Source organism: Streptomyces sp. SAS_272, from assembly GCF_052543235.1.
The window spans coordinates 1-21,967 of record NZ_JBMNDR010000075.1; the positions used below are offsets into that span (position 1 = coordinate 1).

19 protein-coding genes are annotated in these 21,967 nt (G+C 73.5%); 9 read left to right on the forward strand and 10 right to left on the reverse strand.

Translation table 11 applies throughout. From position 1 onward, the window contains the following. Positions 1–38 precede the first annotated feature (38 nt). Together ACN6LD_RS32190 and ACN6LD_RS32195 are read right to left on the reverse strand one after the other, a co-directional pair. Complete coding sequence (locus tag ACN6LD_RS32190; RefSeq protein ID WP_319193631.1) at positions 39–539, reverse strand: ATP-binding protein; 501 nt, start codon at positions 537–539, stop codon at positions 39–41. 246 nt (positions 540–785) lie between these two features. Then, positions 786–1,109 (reverse strand): hypothetical protein, encoded by a 324-nt coding sequence (locus ACN6LD_RS32195; protein WP_319193612.1) that lies wholly within the window; start codon positions 1,107–1,109, stop codon positions 786–788. Between the two features lie 307 nt (positions 1,110–1,416). On the opposite strand from ACN6LD_RS32195, the gene ACN6LD_RS32200 reads away from it, so the two are divergent. Beyond that, positions 1,417–2,541: a PLP-dependent cysteine synthase family protein gene (locus ACN6LD_RS32200; RefSeq protein ID WP_319193611.1), complete on the forward strand. Its 1,125-nt coding sequence runs from the start codon at positions 1,417–1,419 to the stop codon at positions 2,539–2,541. 31 nt (positions 2,542–2,572) lie between these two features. Here the strand turns inward: ACN6LD_RS32200 and ACN6LD_RS32205 are convergent, their stop codons facing one another. Then, a complete protein-coding gene (locus tag ACN6LD_RS32205; protein WP_319193610.1) occupies positions 2,573–3,043 on the reverse strand; it encodes an SRPBCC family protein in 471 nt (156 codons plus the stop codon). A gap of 55 nt (positions 3,044–3,098) precedes the next feature. Then, positions 3,099–3,929, reverse strand: coding sequence for a DeoR/GlpR family DNA-binding transcription regulator (locus tag ACN6LD_RS32210; RefSeq protein ID WP_057582515.1), 831 nt, complete (start codon positions 3,927–3,929; stop codon positions 3,099–3,101). Positions 3,930–4,209: 280 nt separating this feature from the next. On the opposite strand from ACN6LD_RS32210, the gene ACN6LD_RS32215 reads away from it, so the two are divergent. Beyond that, positions 4,210–6,528, forward strand: a complete 2,319-nt coding sequence (locus ACN6LD_RS32215; protein ID WP_445045031.1) for a hypothetical protein — start codon at positions 4,210–4,212, stop codon at positions 6,526–6,528. A 4-nt stretch (positions 6,529–6,532) separates the two neighbouring features. Here ACN6LD_RS32215 and ACN6LD_RS32220 read toward each other — a convergent pair whose 3' ends face one another. From ACN6LD_RS32220 to ACN6LD_RS32235, 4 genes are all read right to left on the reverse strand, one after another. Beyond that, complete coding sequence (locus tag ACN6LD_RS32220; protein WP_319193608.1) at positions 6,533–8,980, reverse strand: right-handed parallel beta-helix repeat-containing protein; 2,448 nt, start codon at positions 8,978–8,980, stop codon at positions 6,533–6,535. Between the two features lie 107 nt (positions 8,981–9,087). Further along, the gene (locus ACN6LD_RS32225; protein ID WP_445045032.1) at positions 9,088–9,693 is read right to left on the reverse strand and encodes an Rv1733c family protein; all 606 of its coding nucleotides are present in this window, start codon (positions 9,691–9,693) and stop codon (positions 9,088–9,090) included. Positions 9,694–9,895: 202 nt separating this feature from the next. Continuing rightward, the gene (locus ACN6LD_RS32230; protein ID WP_319193605.1) at positions 9,896–10,720 is read right to left on the reverse strand and encodes an MOSC domain-containing protein; all 825 of its coding nucleotides are present in this window, start codon (positions 10,718–10,720) and stop codon (positions 9,896–9,898) included. A gap of 41 nt (positions 10,721–10,761) precedes the next feature. Continuing rightward, a complete protein-coding gene (locus ACN6LD_RS32235) occupies positions 10,762–11,193 on the reverse strand; it encodes a DUF6643 family protein (RefSeq protein ID WP_057582511.1) in 432 nt (143 codons plus the stop codon). A gap of 292 nt (positions 11,194–11,485) precedes the next feature. Here ACN6LD_RS32235 and ACN6LD_RS32240 point away from each other — a divergent pair, with 292 nt between their 5' ends. Continuing rightward, on the forward strand, positions 11,486–12,808 hold the full coding sequence (locus ACN6LD_RS32240; protein ID WP_458576034.1) for a TerD family protein: 1,323 nt from the start codon (positions 11,486–11,488) through the stop codon (positions 12,806–12,808). Between the two features lie 25 nt (positions 12,809–12,833). Here the strand turns inward: ACN6LD_RS32240 and ACN6LD_RS32245 are convergent, their stop codons facing one another. Beyond that, positions 12,834–14,027: a glycosyltransferase gene (locus tag ACN6LD_RS32245; protein ID WP_445045033.1), complete on the reverse strand. Its 1,194-nt coding sequence runs from the start codon at positions 14,025–14,027 to the stop codon at positions 12,834–12,836. A gap of 39 nt (positions 14,028–14,066) precedes the next feature. Between ACN6LD_RS32245 and ACN6LD_RS32250 the strand changes: the two genes are divergently transcribed. Together ACN6LD_RS32250 and ACN6LD_RS32255 are read left to right on the forward strand one after the other, a co-directional pair. After that, the gene (locus tag ACN6LD_RS32250; protein WP_445045046.1) at positions 14,067–14,852 is read left to right on the forward strand and encodes a glutamate racemase; all 786 of its coding nucleotides are present in this window, start codon (positions 14,067–14,069) and stop codon (positions 14,850–14,852) included. A 96-nt stretch (positions 14,853–14,948) separates the two neighbouring features. Next, on the forward strand, positions 14,949–15,539 hold the full coding sequence (locus tag ACN6LD_RS32255) for a hypothetical protein (RefSeq protein WP_445045034.1): 591 nt from the start codon (positions 14,949–14,951) through the stop codon (positions 15,537–15,539). A gap of 20 nt (positions 15,540–15,559) precedes the next feature. On the opposite strand, the gene ACN6LD_RS32260 is transcribed toward ACN6LD_RS32255, so the two are convergent. Continuing rightward, entirely contained in the window at positions 15,560–16,570 is a 1,011-nt protein-coding gene (locus ACN6LD_RS32260; protein ID WP_445045047.1) for an O-antigen ligase family protein, read from the reverse strand. A 306-nt stretch (positions 16,571–16,876) separates the two neighbouring features. Here ACN6LD_RS32260 and lnt point away from each other — a divergent pair, with 306 nt between their 5' ends. The 4 genes from lnt to ACN6LD_RS32280 all read left to right on the forward strand — a co-directional run bounded on the left by lnt (position 16,877) and on the right by ACN6LD_RS32280 (position 21,930). Next, positions 16,877–18,490: an apolipoprotein N-acyltransferase gene (gene lnt, locus ACN6LD_RS32265; protein ID WP_445045035.1), complete on the forward strand. Its 1,614-nt coding sequence runs from the start codon at positions 16,877–16,879 to the stop codon at positions 18,488–18,490. A gap of 61 nt (positions 18,491–18,551) precedes the next feature. Further along, the gene (locus ACN6LD_RS32270; protein ID WP_319197299.1) at positions 18,552–19,031 is read left to right on the forward strand and encodes an NUDIX hydrolase; all 480 of its coding nucleotides are present in this window, start codon (positions 18,552–18,554) and stop codon (positions 19,029–19,031) included. Between the two features lie 54 nt (positions 19,032–19,085). Continuing rightward, complete coding sequence (locus ACN6LD_RS32275) at positions 19,086–19,889, forward strand: 3-hydroxybutyrate dehydrogenase (RefSeq protein WP_319197301.1); 804 nt, start codon at positions 19,086–19,088, stop codon at positions 19,887–19,889. A 118-nt stretch (positions 19,890–20,007) separates the two neighbouring features. Then, the gene (locus ACN6LD_RS32280) at positions 20,008–21,930 is read left to right on the forward strand and encodes a helix-turn-helix domain-containing protein (RefSeq protein ID WP_319197302.1); all 1,923 of its coding nucleotides are present in this window, start codon (positions 20,008–20,010) and stop codon (positions 21,928–21,930) included. Positions 21,931–21,967: the final 37 nt, after the last annotated feature.

The window sequence follows — 21,967 nt, forward strand, 5'->3', positions numbered from 1 at the left end:
CCCGGGAGCGCCTCACCGTACGGGACGTCACCGCCCGGTCAGCCGACGACGGCCGACCGGGCGGGGGCATGCGCGGGCCGCAGATCGTCGACGGACACGACCTCCGTGAACCGGGGTGCGGTCTTCTCCCGCGGCGTGCGGCGCGGCGGACGGGCCGCGAGCTCCCGTGCGGCGACGGGCGCCGGCAGCGTGAACCACACGACCTTGCCGGACTCGCCGTCCGGCCGGGCGCCCCAGCTCTCGCTGACCGCGGCCACCATGGCCAGCCCGCGTCCGCAGGTGGCGAGCGTCTCGGCGGCCTTGACGACCGGCAGCCGCGGGTCGTGGTCGCGCACCGAGACGGTCAGCCGGTCGAGCAGCAGTTCCATCTCCACGACACAGGTCTTGTCGGGCTGGGCGTGCAGGTGGACGTTGGTCAACAGCTCGGTCACACCGAGCGCGGCTCGGTCTATCAGCGGGTCCATATGCCAGTAGCGCAACTGCGCCGATACGATTCTGCGGACCTGACCGATCCGCGACGGCAGGGCCTGAAGCTCCACCATGCAGTGCCTGCTTGGGTTGCTGATCACGGCTGCGACTCCCCGACTGAGGTCCGGAAGAACACGGAGTTCGGATCGAGCAGGGCGTCTGCGCAAGGCGGCCGCCTGCTGTCTTGGCCGGCGGGCTGGTTCGCAGCGTTATCGCCGGTAAACCCAGAGTGACGTGAGACCAGAGTGACGCAGCGGATGCGCTAGCGCAACTCGCGGTGATTCGGCCACCCGGGCAGGTCTCTCGCCCCCTGTGGCTCAGCCGCCGCGCCCCGCCGCCCTGCGCACGGCCTCGATGAAGCGGCGCGCCGCAGGCGGTCCGGGTTGCCCCGGCGCCGGGTCGTGCTCGCCGAGCGTCAGCAGGTACCGGTTGCCGTTGAGGTCGGCCAGCGCCCGGTCCTCCGGGGCGAACCAGGGTTTCGAGGCGCGGACCGCCTGCACGGGCGCGCTGTCGATCTCGCTGCCGTAGCTGGTCAGCAACTCCAGCCTGCCGTCGCTGATCCGGACCTGCCCGGCCCGGGTGAGCGAGCGCAGCCGCTTCCCGATGCGCACGCCCGTAGCCGTGAACTCCGGCTCCGCCATGCCTTCCCGCCCCCTCGCGTTCGAACTCGTCCCGTGATCCGCAGTGCGCCCCCGTCCGGGGCGCGCCCCGACCCGGTGCAGTCTGCCCGCGCCCGCCCTCGAGCACCAGTGCGTCCGCAGGCCCGCAAGGGGCCGTCCGGAGCATTCGTGTGAATGCGCCCCCCTCGGCGCCCGCACCCGCCCCCAGGGCCGCCTTTGAGGGCCCCAAAGGTGTGTTTATGCAGGTGAGAAGCGTGTGGAAGGTGTTTATGATCGGAGTGTCGGCCGCGCGGACCACCGTCGGCGCGAAGTCCGAAGGAGCCCCGCCGTGACCACCTCCCCACCCATCAGGACCGGTGCCACCCTCGACGTCGACCACAGTGACGCCGCCTACCGCGACTGGCTGAAAGAAGCCGTCCGCAAGGTCCAGGCGGACGCCAATCGCTCGGCCGACACCCATCTGCTGCGCTTCCCGCTCCCGGAGGCGTGGGGCATCGACCTCTATCTCAAGGACGAGTCGACCCACCCCACCGGCAGCCTCAAACACCGGCTCGCCCGCTCGCTCTTCCTCTACGGCCTGTGCAACGGCTGGATCAGGCCGGACCGCCCGGTGATCGAGGCGTCCAGCGGCTCGACGGCGGTGTCCGAGGCGTACTTCGCCAAGCTGATCGGCGTGCCCTTCATCGCCGTCATGCCGCGTACGACGAGCGCCGAGAAGATCCGACTGATCGAGTTCCATGGCGGCCGATGTCACTTCGTCGACGACTCGCGCACGATGTACGAGGAGTCGGCACGTCTCGCGACGGACCTCGAGGGCCACTACATGGACCAGTTCACCTACGCGGAGCGGGCCACGGACTGGCGCGGGAACAACAACATCGCCGAATCCATTTTCCGGCAACTGGAGTTGGAGCGGTTCCCGGAGCCCGCCTGGATCGTCGCCACGGCCGGTACCGGCGGCACTTCCGCGACCCTCGCGCGTTTCGTCCACTACACCCAGCGCGACACCCGCATCTGCGTCGCCGACCCGGAGAACTCGTGCTTCTTCGAGGGCTGGACGAGCGGCGATCCGGACGTCACCTGCGACTGCGGTTCACGCATCGAGGGCATCGGCCGGCCCCGGATGGAGCCCAGCTTCGTCCCCGGCGCCGTCGACCGCATGATGAAGGTCCCCGACGCCGCCAGCGTCGCCGGGGTGCGCGCCCTGGAACGGGCCATCGGCCGCAAGGCGGGCGGCTCGACGGGCACCGGGCTGTGGAGCGCGCTCAAGATCGTCGCCGAGATGGTGGCCGACGGCCGCCGGGGCAGCGTCGTGACCCTGCTGTGCGACCCGGGCGACCGCTACCTGGACAAGTACTACTCCGACGACTGGCTCGCCGAGCAGGGCCTGGACATCGCCCCCTACACCGCGGCGATCGAGACGCTGCTGGCCACCGGCGTGTGGCAGGGCTGAACCGGAGCGCCCCCGCCCACCCCGGCAGCGCTCAGCCGGAGAGCCGGCGGTCCAGCCGCTTGACGGCCCCGCGGAAGGACTGCCCGAGCGCCGGCCGGGCCAGCCGGAGCACCGTGCGCAAAATCCGGCTCCCGTCCGCGGCGAACGTCCACTGCACGCGCGTCCCCGCCCCGGCGGGCGCCAGCCGCCACTCCTCGACCAGTGCCCCGACGCCCGGAGCGTCGGTGGCGTCGACGCGGTAGGCGTACACCTCCGGCTCCTTCGCCGCGAGGACCGTCTCACGAAAACGCGTGCCGCCCCGCAGGCGCACCTCGCGCGCCGCCCCACCGTCCAGCGACCGAGCGGACGTCACGGCTGGAAACCACCGCGCCCATCCGGGCACGTCCTCGGCGAGCGCACGGAAGACCCGCTCGGGGGGAGCGGACATCTCCGTCGCGAAGACCAGCCGCACGGGAGCGGTCCGGACGAAGTCGAGCCCTTCGGGACGCAACCGGCGAGGCATACGCGCGACCTCCGCATGGCGGGGAAACGGGTGCGTCACCCTAGCCGCAGCCCTCTCAGATGTCTGCACCCTCGTCGGGCTCGCCCGCGACCGTCAGCCGGCGCAGGTGCTCGGAGATCTCCGCGCGCGCCGCCCCCGGCAGACCGGCGTCCGTCACGAGCGTGTCGACCTGATCCAGCGCGGCGAACGAACTCAGCCCCACCACACCCCACTTGGTGTGGTCGGCGACCACCACGACCCGGCGCGCCGACTGCACCAGCCGTCGGTTGGTCTCGGCCTCCGCGAGGTTCGGCGTCGACAGCCCGGCCTCGGCCGATATGCCGTGCACGCCGAGGAACAGCACGTCGAAGTGGAGCGCCGCGATGGCCTGGTCGGCGACCGGCCCCACCAGCGAGTCCGACGGTGTGCGCACCCCGCCGGTCAGCACGACCGTGGCCGCGCCCTGCCGGGGGCCCGCGGTGCGCTGCGCGACGTGGAAGACGTCCGCGACGCGCACCGAGTTCGTCACCACGGTCAGGTCCGGCACGTCCACCAGGTGATGGGCCAGCGCATACGTCGTCGTACCGCCCGACAGCGCGATCGCGCTGCCCGGGGCCACCATTTCCGCCGCGGCTTTGGCGATGTCCTCCTTGGCGGTCAGCTCCAGACCCGACTTCGCCTCGAAGCCCGGCTCGTGGGTGCTCGCCTCGACGACCGGCACCGCACCGCCGTGCACCTTCTCCAGCACGCCCTGCCGGGCCAGCGCGTCCAGATCACGCCGCACCGTCATGTCCGACACGCCGAGCTTGCGGGTGAGCTCGTTGACGCGGACGCCGCCACGGCGTCGCACCTCGTCCAGGATCAGGGAGCGCCGCTGCTCCGCGAGGAGGTTCTGATTCTCACTCACGTTACGCTCCGGTCCTTTCCCTCAAGCCGTCCGACGGGCCCGCTCACCTGCGGCGACGAGGACATTCACCCCCGACGCCGGTGTGCGGGCGTCCCATCCTCGCACGGCGGGGTCACAGCTGTACCACCACCCCGACGCGTGCATGCCAGTTCGGTGGGGCGCATGCCGGTCGCACACCACGGGGAGATTCCGTGACCGGAGGTGTATCACGCCTTCGAAGCAGCGATCCTTATGCCCGCACGGACACATTCGCAGGCGTGTCATGGGGGAGGTGCACATCGTGAAACCTGCCTCTTCAGGCGGAGCCGCCCTGGAACTCCTGGTCCACGGCGTGGGCGGCGCCACGCCCGAGAAGATGCTGAACGATCCGCGCACCGTGCGGATCACCGGCGACGGGACGGCGGCCGTCTACCGGCGCGCCGACGACGCCGCCGCGGACACCGGCCCCGGCGTCGACCGCGGTCGCGGCGTACCCGTCCCCGAGGCGTACGTGTGGTCCAACCTCACGTCCGGCAACGGCACCCGCGCCCTGTGGCTGCTGCTGTTGCCGTTCATGGTCGTCAACCTCGCCCACTGGATGCGCCCTGCCGCACGGGAGCGCACGCGCGCGGTGCGGGTGTACGGCCTGCTGGTGCGGCTCGCGGCGCTGAGCCTGACGGTGCTGCTGGTGGCCGCGGCCTGCGAGGTCGCCCTCGACCTGACGGCCTGGCAGTGCGCGGGCACGGCCGCCTGCGCAGAACGCCACACCTGGCTGGGCTTCCTGTCGCCGACGGTGTCGGACGGCGGCTGGTGGAGCCTGCCGGGCCGCCGTCTCGCCCTCGCCGCACTGCTGCCGACCGCGCTCACCGCACTCCTGTGGTACCTCTCCCACCGCACCTGGCGGGCGTACGAGTCCCAGGAACCCCTGGACCGCGCGCCCGAGCCCGAGACCGGCCCCGCGCACACCGCGCTCGGCCGGCCCGGATTCTGGTACGGACGCCGCCTCGTCGCCCGGCTCCGCGCCGCGCACACCGCGGCCGGCCTGCTGACGGTCGCCGCGGCGGTGGGCACGTCGGCCGTGCGCGAGGACCGCAGGCCCGGCGGCCCCGCCCTCCTCGACCTGCTGGGCCTCGCCCTGGAGACGTCCCTGGCCGCGGGCGCGATGGCCACGGTGTGGGTGGTGTGCCGCCGGGGCCGCAGCGAGCGCCGCCTCGACCGGCGCGTCGACGCCCACCTGGTGCGCGCGCTGCCGTCGGCCGCCTTGGTGCTGCTCGCCCTCACCCTCGTCTACGCCGGATGGGACCGCCCGGGCTGGAGTTCCGAGGGCCGGCTTCCGGGCGACGCGACCTTCGGCGCACTGGCCCTCGCCCAGGGCGCCCTGGTGATCGCCCTCGCCGTCGTCGCCCGCAGCCTGCACCACTGTCCGCGAAGACACGGGCCGGGCGCGCCGGCGGAGCGCTGCGCGCTGCACGGCCTCGGCGGACCCGCCGTCGCGATGCTGGCCTGCGCGCTGGGCGGCGTCATGTCCGGAGGAGTGTCGCAACGGGTGTCGGACTGGCTCGACGGCACCGGGACCTCCCTCGACGGCCCGCCGGTGCTGCTGACCTGGCAGGCGGCCGTCATCCCGGTGCTGCTCGTGGTGGTGCTGGTGCTGTGCGCGCTCCTCGCCCGGCGCACCCTGCTGCTGATCCGGGCCGAGGAGAAGGAGGTGCTCCGGACGTACGGCGTGGGATCGGGCGACGCGGCGCGCACCCGGCTCATCGCCCGGGCCCGTGCGACGGCCGCCCTCACCGACCGCGGCCCGCTCCTCGTCGCCGTCGTCGCCACCGCGACCCTGCTGCTCGGCGCGGGCGCGCTCGTCGGCGCCTTCGGCACCGGACGGACCCCGGCCCGGGCCGCGCAGACGGCTCAGCCCTTCGTGCAGGGCGCCGCCCAGAGCGCGCAGGCGCTGGGATCCTGGCTGATCGGGCTCGGTTTCATCCTGTTCGTGACCTGGGGCCGGCGCGCCTACAAGGACGTCTCCGCGCGGCGCACGATCGGCATCCTCTGGGACGTCGGGACGTTCTGGCCGCGCGCCGCGCACCCCTTCGCCCCGCCCTGCTACGCGGAGCGCGCGGTGCCCGACCTGACCTGGCGCATGGCCACCTGGACGCGTGCCACGGGCGGACGGCTGGTCATCTCCGGCCACTCCCAGGGCAGCGTCCTCGCGGCCGCGGCGGCCTGGCAGCTGAAACCCTCCGACCGCGCCCGCGTCGCCCTGCTCACCTACGGCTCCCCGATCGAGCGCCTCTACGGCCGCTGGTTCCCCGCCCACTTCGGACCGGCCGCGCTGGCTGCCCTCCACGAGGACATCGACTGCTGGCGCAACCTGTACCGGCAGACCGATCCCATCGGCGGCCCCGTACGGCTGTCCGGCGACGGCTGCGGCCCCCGGGTGGACCGTGAGCCGCTCGCCGACCCCTTGGCGTACGGCCGCAGCGAGGACCACCCGCTGCCCACGCCCGTCCTCGGGCATTCCGACTACCAGGCCGACCCGGCGTTCGCCGAGGAGCGCGAACTGCTGCTGGGGCGGCTGCGGCCCGGGACGACCGGCGGCGAGGTGCCGGTGCAGCGGTCGTGAACCGTCAGGGCAGTTCCGGCAAGTCCTCCGCGTACAGCAGGGTGAGGTCGTCCGTGCTGGGCTCCGCCACCTGCGCGACGCGGCTCGCGTGCCGCTCCACCATCGCCTCGAACGTCTGGCGGGCGGTGCGGCCGTTGCCGAAGGCAGGACCCTTCGGGAGTTCCGTGAAGTACTTCAGCAGGGCGTCCGCGGCGCCCGGACCGAGCCGGTACTCGTGCTCCTCGGCCTGCTGCTGCACGATCCGCAGCAGCTCGTCCGGGCCGTAGTCGCCGAAGGTGATGGTCCGTGAGAAACGGGACGCCACACCGGGATTGACCGACAGGAACCGCTCCATCTCCGCCGTGTAGCCCGCGACGATCACGACGACGGAGTCGCGGTGGTCCTCCATCAGCTTCACCAGGGTGTCGATGGCCTCCTTGCCGAAGTCCCGGCCCGCGTCCTCCGGCGACAGCGCGTACGCCTCGTCGATGAACAGCACGCCGCCGTGCGCCCGCTGGAACGCCTCCTGGGTGCGGATCGCCGTCGAACCGATGTGCTCGCCGACCAGGTCCACCCGGGACACCTCGACGAGATGGCCCTTCTCCAGCACGGCGAGAGCGGCGAGGATCTCGCCGTACAGGCGCGCGACCGTCGTCTTGCCGGTGCCGGGGGAGCCGGTGAAGACCAGGTGACGCTTGACGGACGCCGCCTTGAGCCCCGCCTGCTGACGGCGCCGGCCCACCTCGATCATGTCGATGAGGGCCCGCACCTCGCGCTTGACGCTGTCCAGACCGACCAGGGTGTCCAACTCGCCGAGCACGTCCTGCGAGCTCCGCGCCGACGTCTGCGGTTGCGGAGCGGCCGGCTGCGGTTCCGGCGCGGCGACGCGCTGTTCGGGCAGCACGCCGAGCAGGCCAGGGGACTGGACGGTCGTCTGGACGACGGTCTCCAGGGCCGCCGGGGCCCCCGGCCCGCGCACGCCCGCACTCTCGTCGCTGCTGCAGTCCTCGACCACGGGCGCGGACCCGGAGGCGGACTCCGCGCCGGCGTCGGCGAACTCGTAGCCGCCGCGCGCACAGCGCTCCGTCCGGCACTTGCGCAGCGTCGTGCGGCTGCCGTCTATCACGTGGAAGCCGTAGCCCCCGCTGTTGGTCACCCGGCAGTTGAGGAAGCTTCCGCGGCCGCCGGCCGACACGTAGAACCCCGCCTCGGCGGGGGAGTCGACCGTGCAGCGCTCGACGGTCGGGTCGGCGCCCTTGGTGACGATCACGCCCGTCTGCGTGCCGTCGATGGTGCAGTTGTCGAGGGTGCCGCCGCTGCCGTGGTCGCGGAACCAGGCACCGGTGGCCGCGTCCCGGATCCGGCAGTCGTCGAGCTGGGCCGTGGCGCCGTCGCTCACCGACACCGCGGTGTTGCGCACCTGGGAGAGGTCGCTGTCGACGACGTCCGCACGGGATCCGCGGTCGAGGACGAACAGGGCGTCCGGCACGTCGTGCACCCGGCAGGAGTCCAGCACCGCGGTGGCTCCGTCGCTGACCCAGACGGCAGGGTAGTCCCCGGTGCTGTCGAAGATCTCGCACTGGTTGGCGTCCACGCGCGTGCCCGGGTCCCAGACCGACAGCCCGTTGCGCCCGAACTGACGCACCGTCGTGCGGGTCAGCGTCAGGACGGACCGGGAGCGCAGGTCGACCGCGTTCTCCGGGATGTCGTGGATACGGCAGTCGGCCAGGGTGAGCACGGCGTCGGTGTCGAGAGTGACGCCGTCGGCGGTGGTGCGGTGCACATCGCAGTCGGTGAGGTGGGCCGTGGCCCGCGCGCTGACCTGGACGCCGCTGCCCCTGACCTCGTACACCTCGCAGCCCACCGCCTCGAGCGCGGTGTGGTCGCCGGTCGCGCTCAGACCCGCTCCCGCGGTGTGGTGCACACGGCAGCGCTCGAGCCGGGGCCGCGCGCCGCCGCGCACCGAGACGCCGGCCTGGCCGGCCGCGAGGACCTCGCACTCCTCGAAGACGCCGCCGCCGCCGTCGACCACGGCGATGCCGATGCCCGCAGGGTTGTCGACGGTGCACCGCCGCACCGTGGGGCGGGCGCTGCCGCGTACCTCGATGCCCGCCGCGGACCGGGTGACGATGCGCAGGTCCAGCAGCTCCGGCGTGCCCTCCTCGACGAGCACCGCGGGCGCGGCCGCGTCCTGACCCTCCACGTGCAGGTCCTGCACCACGGCCGAGGCCCGGACCGTCAGCGGCACCCCGTCCACCGGAGCCAGCCGCACGGAGCCGGGGGAGCCCTCGGGACCGCGCAGGGTCACCGACCGTTCCACGACCAGGTTCTCCCGGTACGTACCGGGAGCGATGGTGAGGACGTCGCCCTCCGCCGCGGCCTCCAGGGCTGCGGCGAGCGATGCGTACTCACCCGTGCGGCGCCGCCACCGCGATGTGCCGGTGTGCGTCACCTGGACCGTGCCCTGTGCCATGGCGTTGCTGTGCCCCCACCTCGTGGTACGCGGGTTGATGCCGAAAGCTTCGGCCGGACCACCGTAGCGTGCGCGCGGGCAGTGGGTTGACCAGAGACGAAAGGCCGTCAGCTGCCGGCGCCGGTGCGCCCCCAGTCCGGGCCCGCACGCTCCCAGGCCCGGTCCCAACGGGCGTGACGGCGGCGGACCATGCGCCAGACGACCAGCCGCCGGCCGCCCTCCACGGAGCCCGCGGTGAACAGGGCCGCGCCGAAGCCGGCGAGCACGGCGTGCGTCGTGGCGGTGGCGGAGTCCAGGGGACGGGCCACGAGACGGCCGTGTCCGTCCGTCCATATCGCGAAGCGGTCACCGGGGTGCGGGGTTCTGAGACCCGCCAGGATCGTGCCGTGCTGTGCGGTGCCGTCCGGCGCGGTCCAGTCGGCGACGACCCGGGTCCGCGTCTCCCGGCCGGTGGTCGTCTCCGGATCCACGTCCAGCGGCGAACCGGTCGCCCTGCGCACCACGGTGGCCGTGACCTCGTGGCGCGACGCGTGCTGCGCACGGACCGACTGTTGCAGAGCGCCCTGGGCCAGAGATCCGACGACGGAGCCCGCCACGGGCGCCACGAGGAGGATCAGGAGCAGGGCCGACAGGGCCACCCACGCCTCGACCAGATCCGTTCCGCGGCACAGCGGGTTGTGCCGCCACCGCCAGATTCCGCCGATAGCTCGCATCGACCGCACCCCCTTCCCGCTCCGAGACAACCCCCCGTCGGAGCCGTTCGCACGCGCGTCCCGTGAAAGAGAGAGCGAAATCACCAGGGCCGAGGATCCCGCATGAACCGCTCACGCCCTCCCAACGCCCTGGAGCCGGGCAGGGGTTCCCGCCGGTCGTCCCGCCCGTGACCGGGTGGAGCGTGGGGGACCACGACGGGCCTCAGCCGACGACGCGCACCGGATCGCCGACCCTGATCGTGCCGCGGGACAGGGGCGCCAGGTTCTGGCCGAAGACCAGCGCCCCGCCGATGCGCCGGTGTCGTCCGAGGGTGTGCAGCGGCTCCCTGCCGCGCGCCGCGGTGTCCTGGTCGGTGGTGGTGACCACGCACCGTCCGCACGGTTTGGCGACCCGGAACTCCACCTCGCCGACCACCAGACGTGACCAGCCGTCCTCGGACCACGCCTCGGTGCCCGACACGACCAGGTTCGGCCGGAAACGGTTCATCGGCAACGGCCCCTCGGCGGCGTGCTCGCCCTTTGCGACCAGTGAGTTGAGCGCGTCGAGGGACGCGGTGGCGGTGACCAGCAGCGGATATCCGTCGGCGAACGAGACGGTCTCGCCGGGCAGCGCGTACGCCGGGTCGACGGGTCTGCGGGTGGCGGGATCGTCCATGTGGACCAGCCGTACGTCCGCGTCGAGGTAGGCACTGCACCAGGCGTGCGCGGCGGTGTCGGCGAGGACCCCCTCCACCTTGTCGCGGAAGATCTCCAGCGACACCGTGGCCGCGGGATCGGGCACGGGGACCGTCAGCGGTGGCCTACCGGGCGCGGACAGCCGCAGGCCGCCGCCGGGCAGGAGCTCGGCGGCGGCCAGTGCGAGGCGCGGCTGCTGGCGTTGGGTGACGACCTTTCCCCCGTCGTCGATCAGCGCCCAGCGTCGGTCTCCGGCGAGCCCCCAGGGCTCCACGACGGCCTCACGGAGCTCCGGGCCCCGCAACGCCTTGACCGGATGGACGTGGATCGACAGCAGTTCCGCGAGAGGCATGGGGCCATTTTGCCAGGTGGCGCCGGTGACCCCGGATCGGCTCAGTAACCGCGGTACTGCTGCTGGTTGTACGGATCCTGGTACTGGGGCGCGGCGGGCCGGGGCGCGGCCGGGCGCATCGCCTCGTAGTTCATCCCGGGCCCCGCGGGACGCGGCTGCTGCTGCATCTGGGGGCCGGGGTAGCCGCGCGGCGCGACGGCCTGCGGCGGGATGTAGGCAGCCGGAGCCTGCTGCAGCGGCGCGGGCTGCTGCGCCTGCGGGTAGCCGTAGGACTGCTGGGACGGGCCTGCCGGAAGGGCGGGCAGCGCCGACGGCAACGCGGGCAGGTTGTTGCCGCCCATGTCGTACGCGGCGGGGACCCGGATCGGAGCGATCTGCGGGGTGCCCCGCTCGGCCACGAGCGAGTCGTAGATCGGAGTGTCCGGGAAGGCGGAGTAGTAGCCGCCTCCGTAGGTGGAGCGGGGGGAGGTCATGGCACATAAGGTAAGCCCACGATGTGCTGGTTGGGGAGACCGATAAGAGGGTTGATTTCCGTGTCGGTAGGAGCCTCGGATCCCCAATGCGAGCGAACTTGGCAAAAAGGGACGGCAAACGGCGCGTAGATCGTGTAAAGGCCGAGTTCCGGGCGGGTTACCGGGGGTTGGTCAGGGCTGATCGTGCGCTCCCGATGGGCGTCCGCCGTCCCTCGGAATAGGTTGGCCGGTAGACAACCCGAGGGGCGCCGGGGCCTACGGCCGGGTGCACCGACACGCGAGGGGGGCGTACATGTCAATGTCGAAGGGGTCCAATGTCCCGGTGCCGACCACGGCGCTGCGCGTCGAGCTGGGCTGGCGCTCCGGACCGGGCGTTCCCGACGCGGACGCGTCGGCGCTTCTGCTGCTGGGCGGAAAGGTCCGTTCCGACGCCGACTTCGTCTTCTACAACCAGCCCGCGCACTCCTCCGGCGCCGTCCGCCACGAGGGCAAACGCGATACGGGGGGCCGGGTGACCGACGGCATCCTCGTCGACCTCGCGCGCGTGGAGCCCTCGATCGAGACCGTCGTCCTGGCCGCCTCGTCGGACGGCGGCTCCTTCGGCCAGATCCCCGACCTCTACATCGAGGTGCGCGACGCGGCGCAGGGCGCGGTCGTGGCGCGGTTCGACAGCGCGGGCGCCACGGTCGAAACCGCTTTCGTGCTGGGTGAGTTCTACCGTCGTCAGGGCGCCTGGAAGTTCCGCGCGGTCGGACAGGGCTACGGCAGCGGCCTCGAGGGCCTGGCGACGGACTTCGGCATCACCGTGGACGAGCCCCAGCACACCGCGGCCCCCGTTCCGCCCGCCCCCGCCCCCGCGGCCCCGATGCCGCCGCCCCAGCAGCCGACCATGCCCGCCTTCCCGGTCACCGTGCCCCCGCCCGTCCACCAGGCCCCGCCTCCCCCGCCCGCCCCGCCCGCGGTGCCGGGCGCGCCGGTCAGACTGACCAAGGTGACGCTCACCAAGGCCGCCCCGTCGGTGTCCCTGACCAAACAGGGCGGCACGTCGGGCGCCCTGCGCGTCAACCTCAACTGGGAGGTGCGCAAGCAGTTCTCCGGGTGGGGCAGCAAGCGCGGACGGGCGGTCGCGCTGCACAACGACCTCGACCTCGACCTGTGCGCCCTGTTCGAACTCGCCGACGGCCGCAAGGGCGTGGTCCAGGCCCTCGGCAACGCCTTCGGCTCGCTGCACCAGCCGCCGTACATCCACCTCGACGGCGACGACCGCACGGGCGCCGTGTCGAGCGGCGAGAACCTCACGGTCAACCTCGACCGCAAGAACGACTTCCGGCGCATCCTGGTCTTCGTGACCATCTACGAGGGCGCTCGCTCGTTCGCCGACCTGCACGCCACGGTCACGCTGCAGCCCCAGTTCGGCGCACCGGTCGACTTCTCCCTGGACGAGTGCACCGTCCCGTCGACCGTCTGCGCGCTGGCGCTCATCACCAACCAGGGCGGTGACCTCGTCGTCCAGCGCGAGGCCCGCTACCTGGTGCCCGAGCGCGGCGTGAGCCCGCAGCGGACCGTCGACCACGCCTATGGATGGGGCATGAACTGGACGCCCGGCCGCAAATAGGGACCCGGTCGGAGGCCGGGGCGGTTCAGCCCTCGTCGGCGACGGCGTCCGGACGTGTGTAGGTGCGGCCCTTCCAGGCCGCACCGCGCCCCCGGTAGTGCTGCACGGCGGAGTCGACCGTCATCAGCAGGTAGAGGAACGCGGTGAACGGCAGCAGGGGAGCGAGCCACAGCGGCTGCCGGTAGTGGCGCAGCATCGGGACGTACGTCCCCGCCATGACCAGCCAGGCCAGCGCCCCGCACACCGCCGTCGGCGCGCTGCCGGCCGTGAGCCCGAAGAGGACGGCGAGCGGCGGAACCAGGTACACCAGCGCCAGGCCGAGCACCGTGCCGAGCAACAGGGCCGGGCTGTGCCGCAGTTGCGCGTACGCGCTGCGCGACACCATCCGCCACAGGTCGTGCAGCCGCGGGTACGGCCGCACGCTGTCCACCCGGTCGGCCAGCCCCAGCCAGATGTGCCCGCCCGCGCCCTTCACGGCCCGCGCGAGCGCCACGTCGTCGATGACCGCCTGCCGGATCGCGTCCGGGATACGCGCCCGCTCGGCCGTCTCGGCGCGCAGCAGAACGCAGCCGCCCGCCGCGGCCGCCGTGCGCGCCCCGCGCCGGCCGATCCGGCGGAACGGATACAGCTGGGCGAAGAAGTAGACGAACGCCGGCACCACCAGTCGCTCCCACGGACTCTCCACCCGCAGTCGCGCCATCTGGGAGACGGCGTCGAAGCCGCCGGTGCGGGCCGCCGCCACCAGCTCCCGCAGACTGTCGGGCGCGTGCGCGATGTCCGCGTCCGTGAGGAGGAGGTACTCGGGCTCACGCGCGCGTGCCAGGCCGATCCCGTGCCGCACCGCCCACAGCTTCCCGGTCCAGCCCGCGGGCGGTTCGCCGGGAGAGGCCACGGTCAGCGGGAGCCCGCCGTGCCGCGCGGCGAGGTCGCGCGCCAGGTCTCCCGTGCCGTCGCGGCTGCCGTCGTCGACGAGGAAGACCTCGGCCGGTCCCGGATAGTCCTGGGAGAGCAGCGAGGGCAGGCTCGCGGGCAGCACCGCCGCCTCGTCGCGCGCGGGGACGACGACACAGACCGACGGCCACTCCCGCGGCGCCGTCCGGTCCGGCAGCCTGACGTCCGTGCGCCAGAAGAACCCCTGACAGAGCAGCAGCCACAGCCAGGCGGCCAGGGACAGGGCGGCGATCCACACGATGGCGCTCACGTGCGCAGTCTTCCCCACCCGAAGGGGCGGCAGGCGCACATCGTCTATGGTGGCCGGGTGAAGATCGCGCTCATGGACTCCGGAATCGGCCTGCTGGCGGCCACCGCCGCGGTACGGCGCCTGCGACCGGACGCCGATCTCGTGCTCTCCCTCGACCCCGACGGCATGCCCTGGGGGCCGCGTACCCCGCAGGACCTCACCGCGCGGGCGCTGGCCGTCGCCGAGGCCGCCGCCGCTCACCGGCCCGAGGCACTCATCGTGGGCTGCAACACGGCCACCGTGCACGCCCTGCCCGCGCTGCGGGCCACGCTCGAACCCGGCATCCCGGTGATCGGCACCGTTCCGGCGATCAAGCCGGCCGCGGCCGGCGGCGGCCCCGTCGCGATCTGGGCCACGCCCGCCACCACCGGAAGCCCCTACCAGCGTGGCCTGATCGAGGACTTCGCCGGCGGCGTCACGGTCGCCGAGGTTCCTTGCTGGGGGCTGGCCGAGGCCGTGGAGCACGCGGACCAGACCGCGATCGACGCCGCGGTCGCCGCGGCGGCCGCCCTCACCCCCGGGGACGTCACGACCGTCGTCCTCGGCTGCACCCACTACGAGCTCGTCGCCGACCGCATCCGTGCCGCCGTGCAGCGCACCGGCCGGCCGCCGCTGGCCCTGCACGGATCAGCCGGGGCGGTGGTCGCGCAGGCGCTGCGCAGGATCGGCGCCCGCCCCGAGCCGGAGGCCGCGGCGCTCGGTGCAGTGACGGTTCTGCTCAGCGGCCGCCCGGGCGCTCTGCCTGCGCCCGCGCTGGCCTACGCGGAAGGCCGCCTGCTCCAGGCCGTCAGCCCTGCTCCGTGACCGTCCGCCACCGACGCCCGCAGGGGCGCCCCGAGCGGAGCAGTCACCCTGCGCTACGGACTACCGGCGCAGCGAAACCTGAGTAACCTCATGAATATGAGGGACCACCCCCACGACGAGAGCATCCCGCTTCCCGACGTCCCGCATCGCGACGCCCTGCATTCCGCCGCCCCGCATGCCGACGTCTGGACGGGGCGCGCCACCAACCGCTTCCAGTGGCTGCTCGCCCTGGTCGGGGCCGCCTGTATGGCGCTCGGCGTCGAACTCGCCGTCGAGTCGGCCTGGACGTCCGGCGTCGCCCCGCTCGTGATGTCCGTCGTCGGCTGCATCGCCGCCGGGCTGCTGGTGCTCTTCGGCACCCTCGCCTTCGTCCACGTCGACCTGAAGCTCGACAAGGAGTCCCTCGAGGTGCGCTGCGGCCACATCGGGCTGCCGCGCCGCCGTATCCCGCTGGCGCAAGTCGCCGGCGCGGACTTCGAACCGCACGTCACCCCTCGTCACTGGGGCGGCTGGGGCTATCGCTGGCGGCCGGAGAAGGGCACCGCGGTCGTCGTCCGCAAGGGCGAGGGCGTGGTGCTGCGGCTGTGGGACGGCCACACGTTCACGATCACCGTCGACGACGCCGAGTCGGCGGTCCGCGTCATCCGGGAGCGGCTGCGCACCGGAGCCCCGGGCCCGGCGCGCTGACCGTCCGCCCCTCGCCGCGGTCAGCCCGCCGGGCGGTCGCCGCGCTGCAGGTCCCGCCCGCACGCCGACGGGGCTCCGTGCGCCGCGGGCCCCTCGGCGAGCGGTCGAGCGGTGGCCAGGCCGGCCAGCAGTCCCGCACCCACCGACACCGTGGTGAAACTCAGCGCGTTGCCGATCGCGGCGATCGCGGCGAGCGCCGTCAGCGTGGCGCCCGCGGTGAGGACGACGGGTGTCGGACGCTGTGACCGCCACAGCGCGAACAGCACCCAGCAGAAGACCGCCGAAAGCAGCAGCAGCCCGACCACGCCCTGCTCCGCGGCGGTCTGCAGCAGCGCCGAGTGTGGCTTGCCGTCGGAGAGCGTCGGCTGCGCCGCCGTCGTGCTGAGCTCGCCGAAGCGTCCCGGGCCCACACCGAGGGCGCTCTGGCGTCGGACCATGCCGAGGGCGTCGCGCCACAGGTCGACGCGGTGCGGCGTCAACCGGTCCGTGAGCGGGGCGGCGAGTCCGCCGGGCAGCGCGTTCCCGGCGACGGCCCAGATCAGACCGGTCACCAGGACGGCCGCCACGGCGGACGCGGCGAGCGCCGGACCGCGGTGGTGCAGCCGCCCGGCGGCCAGCGAGCACACCAGCACGGCGCAGCAGGTCACCGCGCCCGTCGTCGAGTCCAGGAGGGCCGCGGCGGCCGTCACGCCCGCGGCGAGCAGCCACAGCGCGACCCGCTGTGCGGGCACCGAGGTCGCCCAGGCGGCGCAGCACGCGGCGCCGGCCGACAGGGTCAGCACCCCGGCGGTGGCGCCGGCGTGCCCCAGCTGCGGGGTGATCTCCGGCCCCGGGCCGAGGCGCACGGTCACCGTCAGCACCAGCCCGGCCAGTGCGCCGGCGCAGGGCGCGGCCACCGGCAGCAGCACGCCGGTGATCCGCCCCGCCGCAAAGCCGGCCGCCAGAGCCAGCACGGCGAGCAGAACGCCCTCGGGGCGTCCGCCGTGCACCGCGGAGGTGACCAGGGGCCAGACGGCGCAGGCCCCGAGCATGGTCACGCCGAGCGCGTCCGAAACGTTTCGGCTGTCTCTGTCCGCGGCCTCGCCTACCGCGGACGACATCCCGGTGGAACCCACCCCGCCCCCCGAACCCGGTCGCCCCCCGACCGTGACGGACCTGAACCGTGACGGACCCCGACCGCACCCGACCGGGGCTCTGCCACACCGTAACCGCTGATGGGCGGTTTGTGGATGAGTTGCGCCGGGTTGTGCGCCGGGCGCGGGGCCCCCACCGGCCAGGTCCCCGGCCCCCGCGGACCGAGCTGTCGGCCAAATGGTGACTCGCCGTACACTCCCGGAGTGACCGTCACCGCAACTTCCGTAGGCCGGCCGGACCGGCTGGAGCCCTCTGCCGCGCCGGCTTCGCGCGGCGCGCGGCTCCTGCGCCGCCTCGCCCCGGCCGCCACTGCGGCGCTCTCCGGAGTGCTGCTCTACGTCAGCTTCCCGCCGCGCACCGTGTGGTGGCTGGCGCTGCCGGCCTTCGCCGTCTTCGGCTGGGTGCTGCGGGGGCGCAGCCTGAAGGCCGCCTTCGGTCTCGGTTACCTCTTCGGACTGGGCTTCCTGCTGCCGCTCCTGGTGTGGACCGGCGTCGAGGTCGGACCCGGCCCCTGGCTCGCCCTGGTGGCCATCGAGGCGATCTTCGTCGCACTGGTCGGCGTGGGCGTCGCCGCCGTGTCCACGCTGCCGGCCTGGCCGCTGTGGGCGGCCGCGCTCTGGATCGCCGGTGAGGCGGCACGCGCGCGTGTGCCCTTCCGCGGCTTCCCGTGGGGCAAGATCGCCTTCGGTCAGGCGGACGGCGTCTTCCTGCCCCTCGCCGCGGTCGGCGGCACCCCCGTGCTCAGCTTCGGCGTCGTCCTGTGCGGCTTCGGCCTGTACGAGATCGTGCGCCTGGTGCTCGAGCGGCGGCGCTCGGGCGAGGTGCGGCGGTCGGCCGCCGCGGTGGCCCTGCTCAGCGTGGCCGTCCCGGTCGTCGGCGCGCTGGCCGCCCGCACGCTGGTCAGCGACAAGGCGCAGGCCGGCACCGCGACCGTCGCCGTCATCCAGGGCAACGTGCCGCGCCTCGGCCTGGACTTCAACTCGCAGCGCCGGGCCGTGCTCGACTACCACGCGCGCGAGACGGAGCGGCTGGCCGCCGAGGTCAAGGCAGGCAAGGTCGCCCGGCCCGACTTCGTGCTGTGGCCCGAGAACTCCTCCGACGTGGACCCCTTCGCCAACGCCGACGCGGCGGCCGTCATCGACCGGGCCGCCAAGGATATCGGCGCGCCCATCTCGGTAGGCGGCGTCGTCGAGCGGGACGGCAAGCTGTACAACGAGCAGATCCTCTGGGACCCGGTGAAGGGCCCCACCCAGACGTACGACAAGCGACAGGTCCAGCCGTTCGGCGAGTACCTTCCGCTGCGCTCGCTCATCGGGGCGATCAACAGCGACTGGACGTCGATGGTCCGCAAGGACTTCAGCCGGGGCACGAAGCCGGGCGTGTTCGACATGGACGACGCCAAGGTCGGCCTGGTCACGTGCTACGAGGCCGCGTTCGACTGGGCCGTGCGCTCCGAGGTCACCGACGGCGCCCAACTGATCTCCGTGCCCAGTAACAACGCCACCTTCGACCGCAGTGAGATGACCTACCAGCAGCTCGCCATGTCCCGGGTCCGCGCGGTGGAACACAGCAGGACCGTCACGGTGCCCGTGACCAGCGGTGTCAGCGCGATCATCATGCCGGACGGGAAGATCACCCAGAAGACCGGCATGTTCGTGGCGGACTCCCTGGTGCAGAAGGTGCCCCTGCGTTCCTCGGAGACCCCGGCGACGAAGCTCGGCATCCTCCCCGAGGTGGCTCTGGTGCTCGTCGCGGCGGGCGGCCTCGGATGGGCGATCGGCGCCGGCGTGCGGACCCGCCGGAGCGCGGCGGCCTGACCGGGACGCGGCCTGACCGGCACGCGGCGGGCCGATGGGGAGGTCCGGATAGGGTCGGACCATGCCGACCCCAGAGTTCATCACCGAGATCCGGGCCTCCGCGGGACACCAGCTTCTCTGGCTCCCCGGCGTCAGCGCCGTCGTCTTCGACGACGAGGGGCGGGTGCTGCTGGGCCAGCGTGCGGACAACCGTCAGTGGACCGTGATCAGCGGCATCCCGGACCCCGGGGAACAGCCCGCGGACTGCGCCGTGCGCGAGGTCTACGAGGAGGCCGGAGTGACCTGCGTTCCGGAGCGCGTCGTCCTGGTGCGCGCCGGGAAGCAGGTGGAGTACCCCAACGGCGACACCTGTCAGTTCATGGACATCACCTTCCGCTGCCGGGCCGTGGGCGGGGCAGCGCGGGTCAACGACGACGAGTCCGTCGACGTCGGCTGGTTCGCGCTGGACGCCCTGCCGCCGCTGCGCGACCGGCAGCTGTTCCGCATCAAACAGGCACTTTCCGACGAACCCACATGGTTCGAAACCACGACGTCGCAGTGAAGTATGGGTGTTGACCACATGGGTCCGGCGCGGGGCTCTGCCTAGGGTCGACGCATGACTTCGCCCCGGGCCGTCGCTGCCGGCCCCGCCGCGCCCTCGCTCGACCTCGGTGGCCGCACCGCCCTCGTCACCGGCGCCGCCGGCGGCATCGGACGGGCCTGCGCGCTGCGGCTCGCTGCCGCCGGGGCCGAGGTCCGGGCCGTCGACCGCGACGCGAGCGGTCTGGAGAGGCTCGCCGACAGCGCGGCCGCCCTGCCCGGCTCGCTCGAACCCCACGTGCTGGACCTCACCGATCTGGACGCCGCCGAAGCCGCCGCCGCCGGCACCGACGTCCTGGTCAACAACGCGGGACTGCAACGGGTGGCGCCCCTCCAGGAGTTCCCGCCGGACGTCTTCCACACGGTGCTCACCGTGATGCTGGAGGCGCCCTTCCGTCTCATCCGCGGCGCGCTGCCCCACATGTACGGGCAGGGCTGGGGCCGCATCGTCAACGTGTCCTCGGTGCACGGGCTGCGCGCCTCGCCCTACAAGGCGGCCTATGTCGCCGCCAAGCACGGACTCGAAGGCCTGTCCAAGACCGCCGCCCTCGAAGGCGCACCCCACGGTGTGACCTCCAACTGCGTCAACCCCGGCTATGTGCGCACGCCCCTCGTCGAGCGGCAGCTCGCCGACCAGGCCCGGACACACGGGATCCCCGAGGAGCGGGTTCTGGCCGAGGTGCTGCTGCGCGACAGCGCCGTCAAGCGGCTCATCGAGCCGGCGGAGGTCGCCGAAGCGGTCGCCTACCTCTGCGGCCCGCAGGCCTCTTTCGTGACGGGCACGTCGCTGGTCCTCGACGGGGGCTGGACCGCGCACTGAGCACGCCGAGCGGTCCGGAAGGCCCGGGGAACGCCCTGGGCACGGCCCTGGCCGACGGTCCGGGCGGAGTTTTCCACAGGGCTGACGGGGCCGCCCGGCGATGAGGAATCCTGTGACCATGTCCCGCGACCATGTGGAGGGCGCCGCGGCCCTCACCACCGCCCACGACGCCGACGCGCCGTTCCTCGAGCTGCTCGCCCGGGGCGCGGCAGCCGAGGCGTACGACCGGCCCGTGCTGGAGGCGCGCGCCGAAGGAGGTTCCGGCGAGCGGATCGCGGCGCTCGAGCACGCCAAAGGGGTCGCGCTGCGGGTGCGCGCGGAACTGGAGGGACGGCGGCGCAGAGAGGCCGAGCTGTCGGCGCTCTTCGAGACCGCCCACGACCTCGCGGGTCTGCGCGACCTTGACGCCGTCCTGCGTGCGATCGTGCAGCGGGCCCGCTCGCTGCTCGGCACCGACGTCGCCTACCTCAGCCTGAACGACCCGGCCAGGGGCGACACCTACATGCGGGTCACCGAGGGCTCCGTGGCCGCCCGCTTCCAGCAGCTCCGCCTCGGCATGGGGGAGGGGCTCGGCGGTCTGGTCGCCCAGACGGCCCGACCGTACGTGACCGACGACTACTTCCAGGACGAGCGCTTCCGGCACACGACCGCCATCGACGCGGGCGTGCGCGACGAGGGTCTGGTGGCGATCCTCGGGGTTCCCCTGACGCTGGGACCGAGCGTCATCGGCGTCCTGTTCGCCGCCGACCGGCGCGCCAGGGTCTTCGAACGGGAGCAGATCGCGCTGCTCGGTTCCTTCGCCGCGCTCGCCGCGGCCGCCATCGACACCGCCAACCTGCTCACCGAGACCCGCTCCGCGCTGGCCGGTCTGGAGCACGCCAACGAGATCATCCGGGACCGCAGTGCCGTCATCGAGCGCGCCTCCGACGTCCACGACCGGCTGGCCGAACTCGTGCTGCGCGGCGGCGGCGTCCACGACGTGGCCGCTGCGGTGTCCCAAGTGCTCGACAGGACCGTGGAGTTCGCGGAGACGGCGGCGGCCGGCGCGCTGGAGGCGTCCCGGGCGGAAGGCCGCGCCGTACGACACCGGGACGACTGGATCGCAGCGGTGGCGGCCGGCGAGGAGCTGTTCGGAGCGCTCGTGCTGCGGGGCCACCCCGGCCTCGACCCGGTCGACCAGCGCACGCTGGAGCGGGCCGCCATGGTGACGTCCCTGCTGCTGCTGGCCAGACGCTCGGCCGCCGAGGCCGAACAGCGCGTGCGCGGCGAACTCCTCGACGACCTGCTCGAGGCCCGCGACCGCGATCCACGCCTGCTGCGCGAGCGGGCGTCCCGGGTGCAAGCCGACCTCGACGCGACCCACGTCGTCCTCGCGGCCCGCCTCGACACCGCCGCACCCGACGCCGACCAGGAGGCGGCCGCCCGCCGCCGGCTGTGGTCCGCCGCCTTCCACCTCGCCGCGACCCGGCAGGGCCTGGCCGCCGCCCGCGACGGCGGGACCGTGCTGCTGCTGCCCCTGGAGCCCGGCGACACCGCCACGGAGCTGGCCCGCCGTACCTCGCAGCATCTGGGCGCCGCCGTCCACGAGGCGGTCACCGTCGGCGCGTCCGCCCCGGTGCGCGACCTCACCGCCGAACCGCACGCGGTGGTCGCCGCCTACGAGGAGGGCCGGCGCTGTCTCGACGCCCTCGGCCTGCTCGGCCGCTCCGGCGACGGCGCGGCCGCCGAGGACTTCGGCTTCCTCGGGCTGCTCCTCGCCGGCGACCGGGACGTCGGGGGGTTCGTGGACCGGACCATCGGCCGGGTCGTCGCCTACGACGAACGGCGCGGAACCGACCTGCTGCGTACCCTCGACGCCTACTTCGCCGCGGGCATGAGCCCGGCCCGCACCAAGGACGAACTGCACGTGCACGTCAACACCGTGGCCCAGCGTCTGGAGCGCGTGGGCCGCCTCCTGGGCGACGACTGGCAGAGTCCCGCCCGCGCCCTGGAGATCCACCTCGCCCTGCGTCTGCACCGGTTGGCCGCCCCCGGCCGCTGATGGCGTGCGCCGCTGACCGCGATGCGGGGCGGGCCGC

Bases quoted from the DNA above. Each gene is read 5' to 3' on its own strand.
- ACN6LD_RS32195 (WP_319193612.1), bottom strand. From the start codon at position 1,109: ATGGCGGAGCCGGAGTTCACGGCTACGGGCGTGCGCATCGGGAAGCGG.
- ACN6LD_RS32205 (WP_319193610.1), bottom strand. From the start codon at position 3,043: ATGCCTCGCCGGTTGCGTCCCGAAGGGCTCGACTTCGTCCGGACCGCT.
- ACN6LD_RS32220 (WP_319193608.1), bottom strand. From the start codon at position 8,980: ATGGCACAGGGCACGGTCCAGGTGACGCACACCGGCACATCGCGGTGG.
- ACN6LD_RS32225 (WP_445045032.1), bottom strand. From the start codon at position 9,693: ATGCGAGCTATCGGCGGAATCTGGCGGTGGCGGCACAACCCGCTGTGC.
- ACN6LD_RS32230 (WP_319193605.1), bottom strand. From the start codon at position 10,720: ATGCCTCTCGCGGAACTGCTGTCGATCCACGTCCATCCGGTCAAGGCG.
- ACN6LD_RS32235 (WP_057582511.1), bottom strand. From the start codon at position 11,193: ATGACCTCCCCCCGCTCCACCTACGGAGGCGGCTACTACTCCGCCTTC.
- ACN6LD_RS32240 (WP_458576034.1), top strand. From the start codon at position 11,486: ATGTCAATGTCGAAGGGGTCCAATGTCCCGGTGCCGACCACGGCGCTG.
- ACN6LD_RS32255 (WP_445045034.1), top strand. From the start codon at position 14,949: ATGAGGGACCACCCCCACGACGAGAGCATCCCGCTTCCCGACGTCCCG.
- ACN6LD_RS32260 (WP_445045047.1), bottom strand. From the start codon at position 16,570: ATGCTCGGGGCCTGCGCCGTCTGGCCCCTGGTCACCTCCGCGGTGCAC.
- ACN6LD_RS32270 (WP_319197299.1), top strand. From the start codon at position 18,552: ATGCCGACCCCAGAGTTCATCACCGAGATCCGGGCCTCCGCGGGACAC.
- ACN6LD_RS32275 (WP_319197301.1), top strand. From the start codon at position 19,086: ATGACTTCGCCCCGGGCCGTCGCTGCCGGCCCCGCCGCGCCCTCGCTC.
- ACN6LD_RS32280 (WP_319197302.1), top strand. From the start codon at position 20,008: ATGTCCCGCGACCATGTGGAGGGCGCCGCGGCCCTCACCACCGCCCAC.